This is a genomic window from Vibrio sp. 1978, assembly GCF_033344345.1.
On record NZ_JAWPOP010000018.1, the window covers coordinates 1 to 18,268 of the forward strand.

Here is an 18,268-nt window from a genome sequence, read left to right on the forward strand (position 1 = left end):
ACCAGCGATTGTCTTTAAAGAAATGGCACTGGCCGCTTGATATTGGCGAGTGTCGCACTTCGCAGTTGAATTCGGGGCTTTATTTGAAATAATTCGTAAATTTGTTTAAGTTCCATTGATATTAAATATTGTATACATCACTTAAATGAACGCACAACAAATCAAACCATCTCTAATCATTGTGGAAGACGATCCCAAATTACAAACTATGTTGGGTGAGTATTTTGTTGAACAAGGTTTTCAGGTCAAATGTATCGACAATGGGACGGACGCACCCAATGCGATTATTGACACACAACCAGACGTGGTGCTGTTAGATTTGATGCTACCCGGGCAAGATGGTCTGAGTGTATGTCGTCAAATCCGAGAATGCTACAAAGGCAAAGTGTTGATGCTGACAGCAAGTGATGATGACTTCGATCATGTCGCCGCATTAGAAATAGGCGCAGATGACTTTGTTACTAAACCCATCAAACCTCGCGTATTGCTGGCTCGTATTCGCATGCTATTAAGAAGAAAAGAGGCGGCGCCTACCGAGTCCGAAAACGGCCTACAAATTGGTGTTCTGTGTTTAAACCGGTTGCGTAAATCGTGCGTAATGAACCAAGAAGAAATTGCGCTGACAGACGGCGAGTTCGATTTGTTGTGGGTTCTTGCTACGCATGCTGAAAAAACACTATCACGTGAGTGGCTGACCAAAACACTGCGTGGTATTGAATACGATGGCACAGACCGAACCATTGATAATCGCATAGTGACACTGAGAAAGAAGCTAGGCGATGCTTCTTGCTCACCACAAAAAATCATTACCGTTCGCGGCAAAGGCTACCTATTTATGCCTGATGCATGGAATGAATAATGAGACGGATTTATCTGGAAAGCTTTGTTGGCCTTATCATTCTGTTTATGGCTAGCTTGTGGGGATACGAGTTCTTAGTTTATGAGATCAACACAGATTATGACTACCTATTACAAGAGCATGAGGGTCAAGCTTTTCACGATCTGATCTATCCTATCTATAAAGAACACGGATTAGAATATACTCAACAACAGTTGGAACAATTTGCCACATCAAGCCATCGTTTGTTGGTGCCTCATACGCTTGAAGAGCTTCCAACAGACATCAAAAAGGCGTTTGAAAGTGATACCTCCGTTAACGTCGCTTACGATGAAGAAAGGGATATCTGGTTCCGCCTAGATGCGAGCACGCCTATCTTTAAAATGAGCGATAATCCGAATAGCCCTGTGGTTAAAGCAGCCAACTTTGATGACAATATCGTTTGGTTGTTCTTTTTAGCTGGATTTGCTCTGTATTGCATATTGTTGATCTGGTTCTTAAGCCGTCGGATTCGAGAGCTAGAGAGAGTGACCGTTGAGTTTGCCTCAGGTAACTTCAAGGCTCGAGCTAGTACCTCAAGCGCTAAGTCTGTTGGGACGTTAAACAAAAGCTTTAACACGATGGCCGATAAAGTATCTCGCTTGATCACTAGCAATAAAATGCTAACTAACGCCGTTGCACATGAATTGCGTACCCCAATCTTCCGCTTACAATGGCAAGCAGATTTGTTATCGGATTCAACCTTAACTGAACAACAGAAAAAGTATGTTTACAGTATCGTCGAAGACATTGACGAGATGGAAGAAATGGTTGAAGAATTGCTTTACTACGCAAAGATGGAGCGTCCTGACACAGCATTACAAACTCAAGAAGAAGTCGTCCTATTCAACTTAGTCAAAGAATTACGACAGAGATGGCAAAAAGAGACTACGCTCGGTATTTCGCTTCAAGAAGTAAACTCAGAAAACGTTCTCGCGTTTGCTGACCCAAAATTGTTAAAGCGAGCCTTAGATAACTTGCTGCGCAATGCAATGCGGTACGCGGATAAGCAGATTTTAGTAGAGATAAAACACGATCAGCACCGCTGCTTCATCAATGTTCATGATGATGGCATAGGTATTGAAGAAAAGCATTGGCCTCATCTATTCGAACCATTTTACAGTGCGGATGAATCTCGCAACAAAAAGACGAGCGGGTTTGGGCTCGGCTTGGCGATTGTCAGACAGATAATGGAGCTTCAACGTGGAGAAGTTTCGATTTGCCATAGCCCACTTGGAGGAGCTTGCTTCACACTTAGCCTCAAAAAATCAGACAGTTAACTTAACCTTCCTACCCCGTTTACAGAAGACGACACTTCAATACACTCAAGCGACAGAGCCCAACAATAAAACAGTGTACATTTAATCCATAAGATTCACACACTAAATGGATAGTACTCATGTATAAATCTTTTATCCTGATTATGGCGCTTACTTCTACGCTTACAGCTTGCGCCTACAACCAAAAACCTGTCGTCGACATGACCAATGTCGACCCTAGTACATATGAACAAGACTTTCTTTACTGCCAAGGCTATGCAGAAAATGTCGACAAATCAGAGGCAGCGAAATCTGAAGCCACTAATGGGGCAGTTACAGGCGCATTGATCGGCGCAGCTGCTGGTGCGCTAGAAGACGGATTAGGTGGAGCGGCTGTCGGTGCTGCGGCCGGCGGTGCTGTAGGAGCTGGAGCTGGTGCTTTGAGTGCAACAAATGATTCAACCAAAACTCAATCTCTCGTATTGCGTAAATGCCTCCAGCACAAAGGCTATACCGTCTACGATCTTGATTAAATAAGCACTTTTCTTAAATTATCGCGCGATGGATTCTATTCACAAATGTTTCACGCTGTAACGATTAATCTCGTTACCTCTCTGGGATATGTGTTCCATCCCAATGCTTAAATAGTAAGGTCATATTTTGAAGCCAGGTAAAACAGGTATACGCCGTGTCATGGATGCGACCGGCTATTCATTTCAAGGATTGAAAGCCGCATGGACACACGAAGCCGCTTTTAGACAAGAATTGATTCTCGCCTTGGTGCTTTCCGTCTGTGCTTTTTTCCTTCCTGTCACCACATACGAAAGAGTGCTGATGATCAGTAGCCTGTTCTTGGTATTGATCGTAGAACTCATTAATTCCGCCGTAGAAGCGGTTGTCGACCGTGTTAGCGATGACTGGCACGAGCTCAGTGGTAGAGCCAAAGATATTGGCTCAGCAGCAGTATTTGTTGCGTTAACTCTTGCCCTTTTTATTTGGGCTTCGTTCTTGCTCTAATTTTTATTCAAGACACTCATTATGAAGACACATGATTTACAACAGAGAGGTATCTCTTACGTTACCTTTACTTTCCTGTTGGCGCTGTATTTCGCTCTCGTCGTAAATATCCCTATTTATAAAGAACTGATCGGCATCTTTACACACTTAGATAATGTCAAGATTGGATTTATTATCACAATACCAATTTTCTTTCTTGCCGCGCTCAATTTCCTTTTTAATTTATTTAGTTGGCCTTGGATCGGCAAGCCGTTCTTTATAATTTTAATCATTGTTTCAAGTATGGTGAGCTACGCAAGCTATAACTATGGCACACTTTTCGATTCTGGAATGATTGCCAATATTGTTGAAACCGATTCGAGCGAGGCGAGTTCTTACCTGAGTGCTCACTCTGTAATTTGGACGCTGATTATGGGAGTTATCCCAGCGATAATTGTCTTTAAGGTCAAGCTGCAATCTCAACGTCACCAATTACTGTACTTCTCTGTTACCAAATTAGTATCGATGCTGTCGTCGCTAGCTGTCATCGCCGTCATTGCCAGCGTGTACTATCAAGACTACGCATCTGTAGGGCGCAACAATAGCCACCTAAAAAAAATCATCATACCCACCCAGTTCGTTTACAGCGCGACCGGGTATGTGAAGGAGAAATATTTCACCACGCCAGAGCCATATCGAGAAATCGGCACAGATGCAAAGCAGTCAGATAGCGCCGTACAGCAAGCACAGCGCAAACCAACACTACTGGTTTTTGTCGTAGGAGAAACCGCTCGAACGCAGAACTACCAACTCAATGGCTATACACGAGAGACAAACCCTTATACTAGTAAATTGGATGTTATCTCATTTCAAGACGTCGCATCTTGTGGCACCGCGACTGCTGTATCTGTGCCTTGTATGTTTTCACAGCTCACGCGAAACGAGTTTGAACGCACCAAAGCGGATAACCAGGACAATGCTCTCGATATAATGCTGCGCGCTGGGGTTGACCTCATTTGGAAAGAAAATGACGGTGGGGATAAAGAAGTAGCCCACAAGATCAAGAAAATTGAAGTGGATCGAAAGCAAGTAAGCCCTATGTGTAATGGCCAAACTTGTTACGACATGGCGCTATTAGATCATTTTGATCAGGAAGTCGCGGATATGCACGGTAACCGAGTGGTCGCCATGCACCTTATAGGAAGCCACGGTCCGACCTATTTTCAGCGTTACCCAAGAGACAACGCCTTCTTTAAACCAGACTGTCCACGTGCAGATATCGAAAACTGTAGCATCGAACAAATAGTGAACACATATGACAATACCATACGCTACACCGATCTTGTATTGGCAGAAACCATCAAAAAACTTAAAGCGTTAGAGTCTGAGTATAATACCGCGCTAATTTATATATCGGATCACGGTGAGTCACTAGGCGAAAATGGATTGTTCTTACATGGTATGCCTTATGGCCTTGCACCAGATTTCCAAAAACGCGTTCCTTTGATCATGTGGCTGTCTTCGGGCTTTAAACAAGCGAAGCAGATCAATACCGACTGTTTGTATAAACAAGCACAGAATGCAGGCCAATACTCACATGATAACGTATTCCACTCTTTATTAGGCATTATGGATGTACAAACTCAAGCCTACGATAGCAAGTTAGATATATTCAAAGCCTGCCGAGCCGTTTCCTAAATCATTCAATAAAGCCTGGCTCAAAGTGTGAATCAGGCTTTTTCTAACAAGGTATTTAAACTCATCGCCGCGCCAAGCGTTATACTGACAGTCCGCGATCCATACATCGAGATAAGGACTAGGATGAAAATTGGTATTATTGGTCTAGGGGATATCGCTCAGAAAGCATACCTTCCTGTTATCACTCAGCTTCCAAATATCGAACTTGTATTTTGTACCCGCAACCCAAACACACTTGAGAGCCTGGCTAAGCAGTATCGAATCTCAGAGATCTGCCAAGACTACCAGCAACTTCTACACTTTGGCGTCGATGCCGTCATGATTCATGCGGCAACAAGCGTACACCCTCAAATAGCGGCATTTTTTCTGCAGCATGGAATTCCAACCTTTGTCGACAAACCATTAGCGAACAGTGCTGATGACGTGGAAAAGCTGTACGACATTGCCGAAAAAGAGAGACAGCCACTCTATGTGGGCTTTAACCGTCGTCACATTCCACTTTACAACCAACATATGCCACAAGTGCAGCAAGGCAACATATCTGACTTAAAGTCGCTACGCTGGGAAAAGAACCGTCACCAACTACCGGGGGATGTTCGTACCTTTATATTTGATGATTTTATTCACCCATTAGACAGCGTTAACGTCACAGCCAAAGCCGATCTAAGAGATGCTTATGTAACTCATCAACTTGAAGGTAGTCAGTTGGCGCGTTTAGATATTCAGTGGCAACATGGAGATACTTTGCTCCACGCCTCGATGAATCGCCACTTCGGTATCACTACAGAGCGCGTTCAAGCTTGTTATGCAAACAAGGCAGTTGAGTTCGACTCCTTCGTTGAAGGCAAACTATGGCAAGCTAACCAAGAGCAAAAAATCAATTTGAAAGACTGGACGCCAATGCTAACGAGTAAAGGTTTCCATTCGATGTTGCTCGACTGGTTTGGCGTCGTTGAGTCTGGAAATATTGCTAATGAAGTAGTAAAACGCAACATTGCCAGCCATCGATTGGCAGAGCAAATTTGTCAATATATCGAGAAAGTTGTCTCTAGATAATGCGATTCTTGGCTATATGCTTGATTGAGTATTACGCTCTATACTAAAAAGACTTGCCTTAGGGAAGGCATTCATTCTCTGTTAAGACTACAGCGATTATTCTATCAATCAGGTGAATGAGGGCACAAAAGCACACATCGACAAAACAGACGGTTTAGATTTGTTTTACGCTGCTCTCAGGTATCTGAATCATCACATTCAAGAATAAAGGAAATAGAATGAGAACACTTGGTAACATCATTTGGTTTGTATTTGGTGGCGTATTTATGGGGTTGCTATGGTGGTTTTTTGGTATTTTGGCCTTTATTAGCATCATCGGAATACCTTGGGGGCGTGCGTGTATCGTTATGGGTAATTTTTCCTTTTTCCCATTCGGTAAAGAGGCCATCTCACGCGATGAATTGACCAATGAAATGGACATTGGCACGAGTCCGCTCGGCGTTATTGGTAACGTCCTTTGGTTTGTATTTGCAGGCCTTTGGTTAGCTATCGGTCACGTACTTTCTGCAGCAGCATGCTTTGTCACCATAATCGGCATTCCGTTTGCGCTCCAACACCTCAAGCTAGCGGTTATTTCACTCGCACCAATTGGTAAAACGGTTGTATCGTCAGAAGAAGCTGCAATGGCTCGATACAACATCAATCGTTAGCAAAAAGCTAATGCGCTTTCTATCCTCTGGGCAGTCATGCTCAGAGGGTAACGCCCGTCAAAAGTAAGCCTATAATCGCTATCGCATATTCAATAATGGCTGATTGTATATTCATACCGTCACCTTTACGTTGAAGTTTATCCTAGCTCAGCACTGCTTTACTTTTATAATTAATCAATACACCCAAGTGAATTCAAGATGCTAGACTCATAGCGTCGTCACTGATTCAAACTCCAAGAACGACGTAACGAAAAAGCGAGCTATCCTATGCTCGAAATATGGGTTCTTTCCCCCTCGAAGTAGAGTTCAACAACAAAAAAGACGAACTATAAGCATAGCCAAAATTAATGCTTTTCGACCTAAAATATCTCACATCAATCAAAGAAAGCTTCTAAGATTTTCTCTTTTTGAGTAAATATAGACAGTTACAGTAGCGAAATTCTTCTCGGTAAAAATCCCCACTCAATCTCATGATCAGTTTTTAAAAAAAACAACAAAAATTCGTTGTTATCTAGAGTAATTATTTTATTTGTCGCAGAGCAATTCCATCAATATCATTTGCGACATCGGAGTGCTAGAGCATTGAAATTTTTAGCATTTATCACAGGTATAGAACGTAAAAAACCTTTTATTACTTATTTTTCTTTTTTACATATGTTCTAACTCAACGTCTATTCAGACAGGAATATACCGTGGATAAATATCAAGCAGCTTATGCTAAACGTCTAGAGAAACTAAATGGGGATCCATCTCCTAAAACGATAGCCCGCCTTTCGGCTTGGGATGCGTTTTTTAACAAGGAGTACGAGCTCCAAGACTTGGAATACCAGCTATCGGACGCTGCGCACCAGCACTATGAACAGTCGCATGCGAAGAGCGACATTAGCTTCAAAGAATTCAAACGAGCGTTCTATAATGAATCCATCAAAATTTACAATTTAACTGATGGCGCTTCTATCCAGAAAGTATTCACCCCATTACTTTTGCTTACAACGCTCTGGATAGTGTTTGTATGCCTATTTAACAAGTGATCATCAAACTATTCCAACAACGATCAGTATGGGACTACAGGTATGGCTCTATGTAAGGGGGCTAATTGGCTCGGTCTCCTTCACTAAATTAGCGACTCAATTACCCGCAATTCCATAGGCTAAAAGTGACAAGGGCATCCGTTGATGCCCTTTTTATTCAAAGGAACGCAACCTAGACCTTTGGCCCACTTGGGTATAAAACCATTATGCGTTAAGCTGCACGCTATTATCCGATTGATAAAGAGTGGAGCGAAGTGATGGAAAAAGTAGGCTCTCGAGCATTGATTGTCGAAGGTGGAGCCATGCGAGGCGTATTTTCATGCGGCATACTCGATCATTTTCTTGCTAGCGAGTTCTCTCCATTTGATAGCTTTTGGGGAGTGTCTGCGGGTGCTAGCAACTTGGCTGCCTACTTAGCTAAAATGCCCGGACGTAACTTAAAAATCTACCTCGATTACAGCTTAAGAAAAGAATTTATCTCTCCATCTCAACTTCTACGTGGTGGTGATATGATGAACTTAGACTGGATGTGGAATGTCACCCTCGAAGAACTTGGCATCGATAAATCTGCGCTCAAAGCTGATTCACGACCTTTCTTTTTAGGCGTGACGCGTCAAGACAATGGGCAAGCGGAGTACCACCTTCCTGATGTCGACGACTTGGCAGAAACAATGAAAGCCAGCAGCGCACTGCCTGTACTTTACCGAAATGGCGTATCACTGAACGGAATTCAATACGTTGATGGTGGCGTCTCAGACGCACTTCCTGTTGCAGAAGCAATAAAGCGAGGAGCCAAAAAAATTATGGTTTTACGCAGCCAACCCGCAAGCTATCAAAAGCCAAGAGGAAGATTCAGCGCCCTAACTAGGAGGATGTTGAAAGAAACGCCCGGATTAATTGAACCGATGTTGACACGTGAAGTTCGCTACAATCAGACCTTAGCGCTGATCAACAACCCACCACCTGGTATCGAAATCATTCAAGTGTGTCCTCCTGAAACATTCAAGTTGAAACGGCTGAGTCGATCGCCAGCACCACTGCGTCATGCTTATGAGTTAGGAATTGAAGCAGGAAAGGAAGCCATCATACGATGGAGTCAGAAGTAGAAAAAAGCCACGTGGATTAAACGTGGCTAACGCAAATTCGATGGCAGTGGATTATCGTATTTGCTTCTGGTCGAGCCCAATATTCAGGCTCAAAACTGTTTTAATTTGCTCGCTAACTGAAAAAGCGAGTAGGCAGTCCAAACTAGTAAGTTTCAAACAACCCAGAGTTGTAATCTTGGATGGCTTGTTCTATCTCTTCCATGCTATTCATGACAAAAGGGCCATAATGCACCACGGGTTCATTAATTGGCTCACCAATAAAGATCAGTGCACCACTCTCTTTTTCGGCCTGCAATTCAACCCATTCACCTTTCGATAAAATGGCCATTTCGCCTTGATTGATCTCACGACCTTTTAATTGAATACGACCTTTATAGACATAGAGCATCATGTTGTTGTCTTGATCCGTGTTCAAATTCAAAGCTTGCCCCCCCATCGCTCTCCAATCGGCTACCGTGGCAGCAACACCTGTCTCTGTTAGCGGCCCCTGAATTCGTTCGTTGTTTATAGTCATATGACCCGCAATCAAACGTACAACCCCCGTATTCGGAGTATCAAACTCAGTGATCGTTTCAGGTTGAAAGTCATGATATTGAGCTGGCTGCATCTTATTTTTCGCAGGCTGGTTAATCCAAATTTGGAAACCATGCAATTCGCCTTCCTTCATAATAGGCATTTCGCTATGGATGACGCCTCTTCCTGCCGCCATCCACTGTGCACCACCGGAACGAAGCTCACCAACATTATCCATATGATCACGATGCTGGAAATGACCTTTCAACATATAAGTGAGCGTCTCAATACCTCGGTGCGGATGCGGAGGGAAACCGCCGATATAGTCAGCGCGGTCTTCTGATTTGAGTTCATCCATCATCAAAAATGGAGAAAAACTAGCATGATTGAAACCCGCTACTCGGCGAATTTTCACTCCATCACCATCAGCAGTAGGTTGCGCAGGAATAAGCTGACGAATTTCTCTGAATGTACTCATACTAGTTCTCCTAGTTTATCTTTGTGACCGCTTGCAAATCGCATGTTTAATCTATGGCTATCTATAAGGTTCTATTTTAGGTTGATGAGCTAAAATTATGAGCCATACTATTCGTTCTACTTATTCAACTTTTTCGAACAATACAATTTATCGAGTTAATAATGAGCACATTTAATTTATCTAAAATAAATGTAGCTATTTTCTAAACAAGGTGTATAGTGTGCCTTGGCTCTTAGAAGAGAGCTGTTAATGCAACATTTAGTTTAAGTTTCCTCTCAGTAAAATCTTGAATCCCCAATTCAGACACCTGCGTACAACTTCCTCTTGATTGAACATTCAATAGCTTAGAAAAGATCCACAAAACAAATCATAATTTTAATGTTTAATTCAAAGGTATTTTTATGTCGAAAGTAACTGGTTCAGTAAAATGGTTTAACGAAACTAAAGGCTTCGGTTTTCTATCTCAAGACAACGGCGGCCAAGATGTATTCGTACACTTTAACGCTATCGTTTCTGACGGTTTCAAAACACTGACTGAAGGTCAGAAAGTAAGCTTCAATGTAGAGCAAGGTAAAAAAGGTCCTCAAGCGACTGAAGTAACTCCTCTATAAGACTGCTTTTCTTGGTGTAGCATGCCCATGCTGCACCAAACCTCTCTCCTTCAAAAATATTCTTTCATCAATCACTCAGCCTAATTTTAGGCATTGCTTTGTGCTATCTAAAATAAACTGAATAGTACTGCTTAATTTATTATTTATAGGAAAAATCATGTCCTCAAAAAGAACTGGCCGTCAAAGGCATTGGTATCAATTACTTAACAAAGAGAAAATCACTAAAAAACAGGAGAATAAATGTTAGAAATTGAATTTAATTTAGAACAACCTCAAACCTCTTGGAACGCTAAAATACATCAATTAAATGGTGATATTTTACGAAGGCACGTATTACCGAAACTTCTTTCTCATAGCTTCATGATCGATTTTGAATATTGTGAGAAAACGCAATCTGGAACTATTCTCTGTGATTCAGGTTCAAAGTTAGGAAGTTTTACTGTTAACTGATTCAGTTTTCATGCATTAATGGATAATGCAACTAATTTGGAAGGTATCCAATGGCTAGAAAAAGTAAGAAGCAGTCAGAAAAAGACAAAAAAGAGTCTGAACAAAACGCGGCGGCGGTAAAGCAGAAAACTCGACGCCGCATAGAAGACATTATGGAACAAAGAGAATTTGATAAGTTATTCGATCTATAAATGCTCTCTAGTGCTTTCTCTGCCTTTATCGTTGTGCAAGGTACCGCCACCTACCTTTGCTCAAACGAATCTCCACTCTTTTAGACTACTCTTCTAATTACACGTGCCTCTCACACACGCAAAAACAACTGGCTCCTCTATACTCAAGTGACTTGCAAATAGTCGTTTCGCTCACAGGAAAACCCGTGACTAATGACAGTTAGGTTATTTGCGTATAGCCAAAGCGATATTTTTGCGTATAATCCCTCTCGTTTGCTTCGTATAACCCCAATGATATGGTTTGGGGGTCTCTACCAGTTCCCGCAAAGTGCTGATTACGAAGAGTTGAGATCATCGTGGGTCTTACTCTTTGTGATAGCGTTCGATTTATTTCTATCTATACCTATTCTTAGAGTAACTGCATCCACAATACACATAAGGTGGAATATGAACGCATTTATTCAAGGTCTTCCAAAAGTAGAGCTGCACTTACATATCGAAGGTTCACTTGAGCCGGAACTCTTATTCAAATTAGCAAAACGAAACGGCATCGAGATCCCTTACTCTTCTCCGAGTGAACTACGCAGCGCATATCAGTTTACAGACTTACAATCATTTCTCGACCTCTATTACCAAGGAGCGGGAGTTCTGCGTACGGAGCAAGATTTTTACGATCTCACTTGGGAATACTTACTGCACTGTAAAGAAGACAACGTTATTCATACCGAAATCTTTTTTGACCCTCAAACACACACAGAACGCGGCATAGACTTTGACACTGTTATCAATGGAATCGCTCGTGCGCTAAAAGATGGTCACGAAAAACTTGGCATTACCTCGCAAATTATTGCGTGTTTTCTCCGTCACCTTTCAGAAGAGAGCGCCATAGAGACCCTACAGGCTATTCTGAAACACCGTGATAAGATCATTGGTGTTGGACTAGATTCTTCAGAACAAGGTCATCCGCCAGCTAAATTCAAGCGCGTATTTAAACAAGCAGTAGAAGAAGGCTTACTTACCGTTGCTCACGCAGGTGAAGAAGGCCCCGCACAAAATATTAGCGATGCAATTGAAATGCTTTACGTGAGCCGCGTGGATCACGGTGTTCGCTGTGTTGATGATGAAGCATTAGTTGAATCCTTAATCGAAAGCCAAATGCCACTGACAGTGTGTCCGTTATCGAATCTTAAGCTATGTGTATTCGACGATATGAAAGATCACAATATTGTGGATTTGCTACGAAAAGGTGTCGCTGTAACGATTAACTCAGACGATCCTGTGTACTTTGGTGGCTACATGACGGATAACTTTCTGGCCGTCAACAACGCACATCCAATGAGTAAGAGTGAACTTGCCCAATTTACAATGAACGCGATTGATGCCAGCTTTATCGATAACGAGTTAAAGGCGAAATATCGTCACCTTGTTAGCCAATACGTAAACCAGCACGAAGCTTTGCAATAAAGGCATCAGTGCCACGCCTTAGGCCAAACGCGTAGGTATTAAAACCCTACAAAAACTCTGTGGTTAACCGCATTTATAAACGCTAGACTGAGAAAGCTAAACTAGCACACAAAAAGGAATAGAATCATGATTCAACAAGGCCAAGCTCTACCAGTTGCAACTCTAAGTGAGTTGACTGCCGATGGTATGGTGAACCACGACGTTACAGAACTGTTTGCGAACAAGAAAGTCGTACTCTTTGCTGTACCTGGCGCATTCACCCCTACCTGTTCAGAAGCCCATCTACCAGGCTATGTGGTATTAGCTGATGAGCTAAAGGCAAAAGGTGTTGATTTAATTGCGTGCGTTTCTGTAAACGATGCATTTGTGATGCAAGCGTGGGGCGAAGCTCAAAACGCTTCTGAGATTTTGATGTTGGGTGATGGCGACGCTAGCTTTACTAAAGCATTAGGTCTTGAAATGGATACAGGCGGCTTTGGTGGTATTCGCTCACAACGTTACGCAATGATCATTGAAAACGGCACAGTGACTAAGCTAAACGTTGAAGAGCCAAAAGAGTTTGAAGCAAGCAAAGCAGAAACGATTTTAGCGGCGCTTTAAGCTTACTCCTAAATACAAAAACGGAAGCCATCGCTTCCGTTTTTTGTTGGTTAACGCATTCTCACAACACTCGTTTGTTGCTTACGCTGCATTTCCGCAAAAGTCAGCACAAACGGGGATGACTGCTTTACACGGCTTGGTAATGAAGAAAGCGCATTGTAGGCATCCTGCTTCGTTTTAAAATCACCAACAGTTACCGTATACCAACGCGTGCCTCGGCTGTTTTTCCAGTTAACCCAAACCGGATGCTTAGGATCGATATAGCGAATATAATCTTTCACATCTTTTTCTTGCTTTAGCGCGAGTACCTGCATCGTGTAATGGTTTGGGTTTAAATAACCATATGCATCCTGAGAGGTCATGACTCCAACACATTGGCCGCTATCGACCTCCTGCTGGTAAGGCATAGCGCAGCCCATGAGCGATAAAATCAATGTCAAAGATAAAATCTTGTGCACGTGTCACTCCATTCTTGTTCTAGTTTCTTTTCTCTCGCACCCAAAAACACAAAACGCTCTTGGTCAGGTAAAAACACACCCTTACAAGAGGGCCTGTGTTTTAACGCAACGAGTATTCCAAAAACGTAAGGCGACCACGTTGGTCGCCTTAGTAAATTGATTTAATAGAACATTAACAAGATAGAGTGATATAGACAGAAGTTCGCTACTGTTTAGAACCAGCTAGCGACCAATTGCTTAAACCAGTCTAAAATTCGCTTGAATAAACTGCCTTCCTCCACGGACTCCAATGCAACGAGCTCGGCTTCATTTACGACCTTACCGTCGACTTTGTAAAGCACTTTACCAACCACTTGTTGCTCAGAAATTGGCGCAACTAAATCACCGTTGTATTCAACTTCCGCTTGCAGATTTTTTACATCTCCTTTTGGCAAAGTGAGATAAACATCGTTAGCTACGCCGACAGTAAGCTCGTCTTTTTCGCCCATCCAAACTCGAGCTTTCGCAAGTTCCGCACCCGCCTCAGTCGGCATTACCGTATCGTAAAAGCGGAAGCCATAACTCAACAGCTGCTTGCTTTCTGATTCACGAACATTCTCACTCTTCGCTCCCATCACTACGGCAATCAAACGCATATCACCTTGTGTTGCAGAAGTCGCTAGACTATAACCCGCGCCGCTTGTATAACCAGTTTTCATGCCATCGACATTCATACTACGATCACGAAGCAAGCCATTACGGTTGTATTGAGTGATGCCATTGTAAGTAAACGAGGTTTCGCTATACAGCGGATAGATATCAGGTAAGTCACGAATAATCGCTTGGCCCAACTTGGCAATATCATAAGGTGTCGAATATAAACCGTCACTGTCTAGGCCGTGAGGGTTGGTGAATGCCGTGTTAGACAATTCAAGCTTGGCGGCCCAACTATTCATCAAACTCACAAACCCTGATTCACTTCCCGCAACATGCTCAGCAATAGCGACACTGGCATCGTTACCAGATTGAACAATCAGACCACGGTATAAGTCAGACAAAGAAACGGAAGTATTGACTTCAATAAACATTTTTGAAGAATCTGGGAAATTTTTTGCCCAAGCATTTCGGCTGATGACAACCTCATCATTCAACGTAATATTGCCTGTATTAATTTCTTGACCAGCTACATAAGCAGTCATCAACTTCGTTAAACTCGCGGGGTTTAAACGTTTGTGGGCATCACGTTCAACCAGTACTTTCCCCGTATGGAAGTCCATCAAAACATAACCACGAGAACTGAGTTCCGGCGCATTTGGCACAACTGAAGGCGCAGCATAAGCCAACGAGGATACAGCAGCGAACCCTGTAATTAACACTGTGTGTAATATAGTACTTTTTCTCATCATGACATCTTATCTTAGTAGCATTTAAGGCTTACAAACGGTACCCGAATGAATTCAAAGCGCGGGATTACCTAGTTAAAAAACGAGTATATTGAAACGGCGCTCAGTTACAGCCACCTTGTTACGATTGGTTACTTTTACTCAATGTTTGTCGAAAATAATGAGAGGTAGGTAGAGCTTTCGTCTTGAAGAATGAAACAGGAGCGAAAATAATTCCGTAACGCTATGTTTTTTTGAGAGGAGAGAAAAAGCGCGCAAGTCAATTCAGGGAGTAAGTTGGTATAGGAAAAGTAGTTGAGCTTTTATCCATATCTAAATAGGAAACAACAAAAACAATCAACAATAAGCCCAGCTAATTATTTACCAAGAAAACATATTGAAAACGCATCATAAAATCGTAATTAATTATCGATAAATTTAAAAACCTAATATTATAATTTATGCAAATTTCATTTATTATTAAACTGGAGAAAAATACAGCTTTCCTTTTTTAAAACTAAGAGACGATTTTTTCGATGTTTTTAGGTTTATCTCATCAGAGAACTTGGTATAACAGTGAGGAATAAGGCATCCGGACTTAGCGCGAAAGGATAACCCACTGTTATTTAAGTTCACACGCTGCTTTTTAATGACTAGAGACTTTAAACTGCGGTTACCTTCGGTTTGTTCGGCTATTCTTTGACGTATCCCAACCCAGTACGACTCAAACGACGACATCATACATATCCTCTTTCATGATATAAGCATTAATAATTAAACATCGCTAAAAGCTAAGCTTGTCTTAAATAAAAGTACTAGAAATTAATTTTATTTCTTCAAAACAAATCAACTCGCATATTCCACATAAATTTAGAGGTTATGTCAAATATTAATTATCATTAATTTTATTTATAATGGATATAAAATCAGTTTATAATTTTTAAATAATTTAATTATTAGAAAGCAGTATGACCAGTCCATATTTAACATGGAAATATGAGCTTTGTTTTGCATCATAATATATAAATACATTAAAGATTCATCTACGAACTAAATCTCTTCAAGAGGTGATATAAATTAGCATTTCGAGACTAAATGAGAATAAAAATAGCGCACCGTATATGGTGCGCTATAGATTTGATTAAGGTCACTGTATAAGCATAGATAAAACTAAACTCATTTGACGTAGCTAGGCCAAGATTGCTTATGGTTTAAGTTTCAATACTTTATCAATATCTTCTGCGCTGTGGCGCTCAGGTAACTGCTCCCATTCTTCACCCCATGAACGGTTCACAATTCGACCACGTTTTACCGCTTCACGCTCATCAATTACTTTTGCCCAACGCACAACGTTTTTGTAGCTTTCTACGTCTAAGAATTCAGCCGCATCGTAAGCACGACCCAACACAAGGTTGCCGTACCATGGCCATGTTGCGATATCAGCGATGCTGTACTCATCGCCACCTAGGAATTCATTGTTCGCAAGACGCTTGTCTAATACATCTAACTGACGTTTTGCTTCCATTGTAAAGCGGTTGATTGGGTACTCGAACTTCTCTGGTGCGTACGCGTAGAAGTGACCAAAACCACCGCCTAGATATGGCGCAGAACCTTGCAGCCAGAATAACCAGTTCATTACCTCAGCACGCTTAGCGCCTTCTTTTGGTAAGAAATGATCAAACTTCTCTGCTAGATAAAACAAGATGTTGCCAGATTCAAACACGTTCACTGGCTCAGAACCCGAACGGTCAACCAATGCCGGAATTTTAGAGTTTGGGTTAACAGCCACAAAGCCAGAGCCAAACTGGTCGCCATCGCCAATCTTAATCAGGTATGCATCGTATTCTGCTGCCGTTACGCCAGCCGCCAAAAGCTCTTCAAACATGATCGTCACTTTCTGACCATTTGGGGTACCCATTGAGTAAAGTTGGAATGGGTGCTCACCAACTGGAAGCTCTTGCTCATGACGTGCGCCAGAATCCGGACGGTTGATGCTCGCCCACTGACCGCCGTTTTCATTATCGTTTGTCCAAACTTTTGGTGGAATGTATTCGTTAGCCATTGTTTTCCCTTATTGTGTTTGAATGCATCTTCAAACTGACGGGTCTTACGCGCCAGCAAGCATTATTAACATCACCTCTTCGCCAACTGCGATTAGGCATACTCAAGATATTAGGTCGAATTCGCTAAATAAAAGTCCTGCAATCTCTTTTAGTTAGAACCTTTGGTTATGGGATTTTCTTTCACGCTATAAGTAAAAACGTCGCGATAATGTGAACTAGGTTCGAGATGCCAATAACGAAGAACAGATCAGATTCAACGGCCCATCCATCATCTCCGTCTGAATCAAACTCGTATCGTGGCAACAACTGATCGAGAAAGCGAACCCGTGTAGGTAATCTGCCAATAGATCCAAACTGTCTTTCTCCACTTGCGGAGACAGTGCCAAAGGCTGAACAATGATTTGATAGCGCTCGGTAAACACTTGAGCAGGGCCATACGATGTCATGCTCAGCATGGTTTGCAATAACCCGTTGTACTCACGCAGCAGTTCAATGTAGCTAATACACAAATTTTTGAGTTCGCCTTGCCAATCTTCATTCACTTTCGGTTGATAAATTTCCTCCACCAGCGATGTGGTCAACGCTTCAAGCAACGCATTCTTGTTTTTGAAGTAGTAATAGATCGCCATAGGATCCACATTTAATTGCGTCGCTAACGAGCGAATACTTGGTACCTTGCTATCCTTTTTCATCAATGACTTAGCTGTATCTAGGATGCTTTCTGCGCTTAACTGCGACTGCTTAGCGGCTGGTCTCCCGCGTTTCTTTTCGTTGACAGACATTTGATCTTCTCGATAAACTCATACTTATTCTACATTGTAGAATTAATTTTAAACCATACTTTAGCTTGGCTCAAGCATCACCATTTTGATGAGGTACTCATGGCAAATATCGTATTTATTGCAACCAGTCTGGACGGTTACATCGCAGATAAGCAGGGCAAACTCGACTGGCTACATTCAGTACCAAATCCAGACAACATTGATACTGGTTTCTTCTCACTGATGGAGCGTATTGATGGCTTGGTAATGGGGCGCAACACCCTAGATGTCGTACTGAGCTTTGATTGCGATTGGCCATACAGCAAACCTGTGTTTGTACTCAGCAATACCATGACAGAAGTGCCACAAGGCTACGAAGACAAAGTCTTTCTAGTAAAAGGCGAGCAAAAAGATGTGCTTGCGGAGCTAAACGCAAAAGGCTTTAACGATCTTTACATCGACGGCGGAGTGACGATTCAGAACTTCCTGAAAGAAGATCTTATCGATGAAATGGTGATCACGCGCTTCCCTATCCTACTTGGCGGCGGCGCACCTCTATTTGGGGATTTAGAACAACCGCTAAACTTCAAAGTCACCAAGAATGAAGTTGTTCTGGATACCTTAGTTCAAACAACTTACGTGCGTGATAGGCAGTTAAGTTAGATA

20 protein-coding genes and 1 riboswitch are annotated in these 18,268 nt (G+C 42.1%); of the genes, 15 read left to right on the forward strand and 5 right to left on the reverse strand.

Annotation, left to right across the window (positions count from 1 at the left end; translation table 11 throughout):
- The first annotated feature begins 145 nt into the window (after positions 1–145).
- From R8N49_RS16940 to R8N49_RS16980, 9 genes are all read left to right on the forward strand, one after another.
- Complete coding sequence (locus R8N49_RS16940; RefSeq protein ID WP_005373673.1) at positions 146–859, forward strand: response regulator; 714 nt, start codon at positions 146–148, stop codon at positions 857–859.
- A complete protein-coding gene (locus R8N49_RS16945) occupies positions 859–2,157 on the forward strand; it encodes an ATP-binding protein (RefSeq protein WP_017819858.1) in 1,299 nt (432 codons plus the stop codon). The genes R8N49_RS16940 and R8N49_RS16945 overlap by 1 nt, the downstream gene beginning before the upstream one ends.
- Before the next feature lie 119 nt (positions 2,158–2,276).
- A complete protein-coding gene (locus tag R8N49_RS16950; RefSeq protein WP_033906355.1) occupies positions 2,277–2,669 on the forward strand; it encodes a hypothetical protein in 393 nt (130 codons plus the stop codon).
- Positions 2,670–2,796: 127 nt separating this feature from the next.
- Entirely contained in the window at positions 2,797–3,153 is a 357-nt protein-coding gene (locus R8N49_RS16955; protein ID WP_017635149.1) for a diacylglycerol kinase, read from the forward strand.
- A gap of 21 nt (positions 3,154–3,174) precedes the next feature.
- Positions 3,175–4,830 (forward strand): phosphoethanolamine transferase, encoded by a 1,656-nt coding sequence (locus R8N49_RS16960; protein ID WP_025767952.1) that lies wholly within the window; start codon positions 3,175–3,177, stop codon positions 4,828–4,830.
- Between the two features lie 123 nt (positions 4,831–4,953).
- Positions 4,954–5,886, forward strand: coding sequence for a Gfo/Idh/MocA family protein (locus tag R8N49_RS16965; protein ID WP_186585464.1), 933 nt, complete (start codon positions 4,954–4,956; stop codon positions 5,884–5,886).
- Between the two features lie 218 nt (positions 5,887–6,104).
- The gene (locus R8N49_RS16970; protein ID WP_005373685.1) at positions 6,105–6,536 is read left to right on the forward strand and encodes a YccF domain-containing protein; all 432 of its coding nucleotides are present in this window, start codon (positions 6,105–6,107) and stop codon (positions 6,534–6,536) included.
- A gap of 692 nt (positions 6,537–7,228) precedes the next feature.
- The gene (locus tag R8N49_RS16975; RefSeq protein WP_017635147.1) at positions 7,229–7,567 is read left to right on the forward strand and encodes a hypothetical protein; all 339 of its coding nucleotides are present in this window, start codon (positions 7,229–7,231) and stop codon (positions 7,565–7,567) included.
- Between the two features lie 257 nt (positions 7,568–7,824).
- Positions 7,825–8,673: a patatin family protein gene (locus R8N49_RS16980; protein WP_005373688.1), complete on the forward strand. Its 849-nt coding sequence runs from the start codon at positions 7,825–7,827 to the stop codon at positions 8,671–8,673.
- A 142-nt stretch (positions 8,674–8,815) separates the two neighbouring features.
- Here R8N49_RS16980 and R8N49_RS16985 read toward each other — a convergent pair whose 3' ends face one another.
- On the reverse strand, positions 8,816–9,664 hold the full coding sequence (locus R8N49_RS16985; RefSeq protein WP_017635146.1) for a pirin family protein: 849 nt from the start codon (positions 9,662–9,664) through the stop codon (positions 8,816–8,818).
- Between the two features lie 401 nt (positions 9,665–10,065).
- Here R8N49_RS16985 and R8N49_RS16990 point away from each other — a divergent pair, with 401 nt between their 5' ends.
- The 5 genes from R8N49_RS16990 to R8N49_RS17010 all read left to right on the forward strand — a co-directional run bounded on the left by R8N49_RS16990 (position 10,066) and on the right by R8N49_RS17010 (position 12,959).
- The gene (locus tag R8N49_RS16990; RefSeq protein WP_005373691.1) at positions 10,066–10,275 is read left to right on the forward strand and encodes a cold-shock protein; all 210 of its coding nucleotides are present in this window, start codon (positions 10,066–10,068) and stop codon (positions 10,273–10,275) included.
- A gap of 240 nt (positions 10,276–10,515) precedes the next feature.
- The gene (locus tag R8N49_RS16995; protein ID WP_005373692.1) at positions 10,516–10,725 is read left to right on the forward strand and encodes a hypothetical protein; all 210 of its coding nucleotides are present in this window, start codon (positions 10,516–10,518) and stop codon (positions 10,723–10,725) included.
- A gap of 50 nt (positions 10,726–10,775) precedes the next feature.
- The gene (locus tag R8N49_RS17000; RefSeq protein WP_017633782.1) at positions 10,776–10,916 is read left to right on the forward strand and encodes a PA3496 family putative envelope integrity protein; all 141 of its coding nucleotides are present in this window, start codon (positions 10,776–10,778) and stop codon (positions 10,914–10,916) included.
- Positions 10,917–11,153: 237 nt separating this feature from the next.
- A riboswitch (purine riboswitch) is annotated at positions 11,154–11,253 on the forward strand.
- Positions 11,254–11,342: 89 nt separating this feature from the next.
- Positions 11,343–12,359, forward strand: a complete 1,017-nt coding sequence (locus R8N49_RS17005) for an adenosine deaminase (RefSeq protein WP_017819853.1) — start codon at positions 11,343–11,345, stop codon at positions 12,357–12,359.
- A 126-nt stretch (positions 12,360–12,485) separates the two neighbouring features.
- Complete coding sequence (locus R8N49_RS17010) at positions 12,486–12,959, forward strand: peroxiredoxin (RefSeq protein ID WP_005373699.1); 474 nt, start codon at positions 12,486–12,488, stop codon at positions 12,957–12,959.
- 50 nt (positions 12,960–13,009) lie between these two features.
- Here the strand turns inward: R8N49_RS17010 and R8N49_RS17015 are convergent, their stop codons facing one another.
- From R8N49_RS17015 to R8N49_RS17030, 4 genes are all read right to left on the reverse strand, one after another.
- Entirely contained in the window at positions 13,010–13,417 is a 408-nt protein-coding gene (locus tag R8N49_RS17015; protein WP_005373701.1) for an SPOR domain-containing protein, read from the reverse strand.
- 212 nt (positions 13,418–13,629) lie between these two features.
- Positions 13,630–14,799: a D-alanyl-D-alanine carboxypeptidase family protein gene (locus tag R8N49_RS17020; RefSeq protein WP_017819852.1), complete on the reverse strand. Its 1,170-nt coding sequence runs from the start codon at positions 14,797–14,799 to the stop codon at positions 13,630–13,632.
- Positions 14,800–15,982: 1,183 nt separating this feature from the next.
- Entirely contained in the window at positions 15,983–16,840 is an 858-nt protein-coding gene (gene yghU / locus R8N49_RS17025; protein WP_005373705.1) for a glutathione-dependent disulfide-bond oxidoreductase, read from the reverse strand.
- 216 nt (positions 16,841–17,056) lie between these two features.
- Positions 17,057–17,623, reverse strand: coding sequence for a TetR/AcrR family transcriptional regulator (locus R8N49_RS17030; RefSeq protein ID WP_054576133.1), 567 nt, complete (start codon positions 17,621–17,623; stop codon positions 17,057–17,059).
- Between the two features lie 99 nt (positions 17,624–17,722).
- Between R8N49_RS17030 and R8N49_RS17035 the strand changes: the two genes are divergently transcribed.
- On the forward strand, positions 17,723–18,265 hold the full coding sequence (locus R8N49_RS17035) for a dihydrofolate reductase family protein (RefSeq protein WP_054576134.1): 543 nt from the start codon (positions 17,723–17,725) through the stop codon (positions 18,263–18,265).
- The last annotated feature ends 3 nt before the right edge of the window (positions 18,266–18,268 follow it).

What these genes read in the sequence shown, in the direction of transcription:
- R8N49_RS16965 (WP_186585464.1), top strand. Translation starts at nt 4,954, where the DNA reads ATGAAAATTGGTATTATTGGTCTAGGGGATATCGCTCAGAAAGCATAC.
- R8N49_RS16945 (WP_017819858.1), top strand. Translation starts at nt 859, where the DNA reads ATGAGACGGATTTATCTGGAAAGCTTTGTTGGCCTTATCATTCTGTTT.
- R8N49_RS16995 (WP_005373692.1), top strand. Translation starts at nt 10,516, where the DNA reads ATGTTAGAAATTGAATTTAATTTAGAACAACCTCAAACCTCTTGGAAC.
- R8N49_RS16985 (WP_017635146.1), bottom strand. Translation starts at nt 9,664, where the DNA reads ATGAGTACATTCAGAGAAATTCGTCAGCTTATTCCTGCGCAACCTACT.
- R8N49_RS17000 (WP_017633782.1), top strand. Translation starts at nt 10,776, where the DNA reads ATGGCTAGAAAAAGTAAGAAGCAGTCAGAAAAAGACAAAAAAGAGTCT.
- R8N49_RS16940 (WP_005373673.1), top strand. Translation starts at nt 146, where the DNA reads ATGAACGCACAACAAATCAAACCATCTCTAATCATTGTGGAAGACGAT.
- R8N49_RS16990 (WP_005373691.1), top strand. Translation starts at nt 10,066, where the DNA reads ATGTCGAAAGTAACTGGTTCAGTAAAATGGTTTAACGAAACTAAAGGC.
- R8N49_RS16960 (WP_025767952.1), top strand. Translation starts at nt 3,175, where the DNA reads ATGAAGACACATGATTTACAACAGAGAGGTATCTCTTACGTTACCTTT.
- R8N49_RS16970 (WP_005373685.1), top strand. Translation starts at nt 6,105, where the DNA reads ATGAGAACACTTGGTAACATCATTTGGTTTGTATTTGGTGGCGTATTT.
- R8N49_RS17030 (WP_054576133.1), bottom strand. Translation starts at nt 17,623, where the DNA reads ATGTCTGTCAACGAAAAGAAACGCGGGAGACCAGCCGCTAAGCAGTCG.
- R8N49_RS17035 (WP_054576134.1), top strand. Translation starts at nt 17,723, where the DNA reads ATGGCAAATATCGTATTTATTGCAACCAGTCTGGACGGTTACATCGCA.
- R8N49_RS16950 (WP_033906355.1), top strand. Translation starts at nt 2,277, where the DNA reads ATGTATAAATCTTTTATCCTGATTATGGCGCTTACTTCTACGCTTACA.
- R8N49_RS17010 (WP_005373699.1), top strand. Translation starts at nt 12,486, where the DNA reads ATGATTCAACAAGGCCAAGCTCTACCAGTTGCAACTCTAAGTGAGTTG.
- R8N49_RS17020 (WP_017819852.1), bottom strand. Translation starts at nt 14,799, where the DNA reads ATGAGAAAAAGTACTATATTACACACAGTGTTAATTACAGGGTTCGCT.
- R8N49_RS16980 (WP_005373688.1), top strand. Translation starts at nt 7,825, where the DNA reads ATGGAAAAAGTAGGCTCTCGAGCATTGATTGTCGAAGGTGGAGCCATG.
- R8N49_RS17005 (WP_017819853.1), top strand. Translation starts at nt 11,343, where the DNA reads ATGAACGCATTTATTCAAGGTCTTCCAAAAGTAGAGCTGCACTTACAT.
- yghU (WP_005373705.1), bottom strand. Translation starts at nt 16,840, where the DNA reads ATGGCTAACGAATACATTCCACCAAAAGTTTGGACAAACGATAATGAA.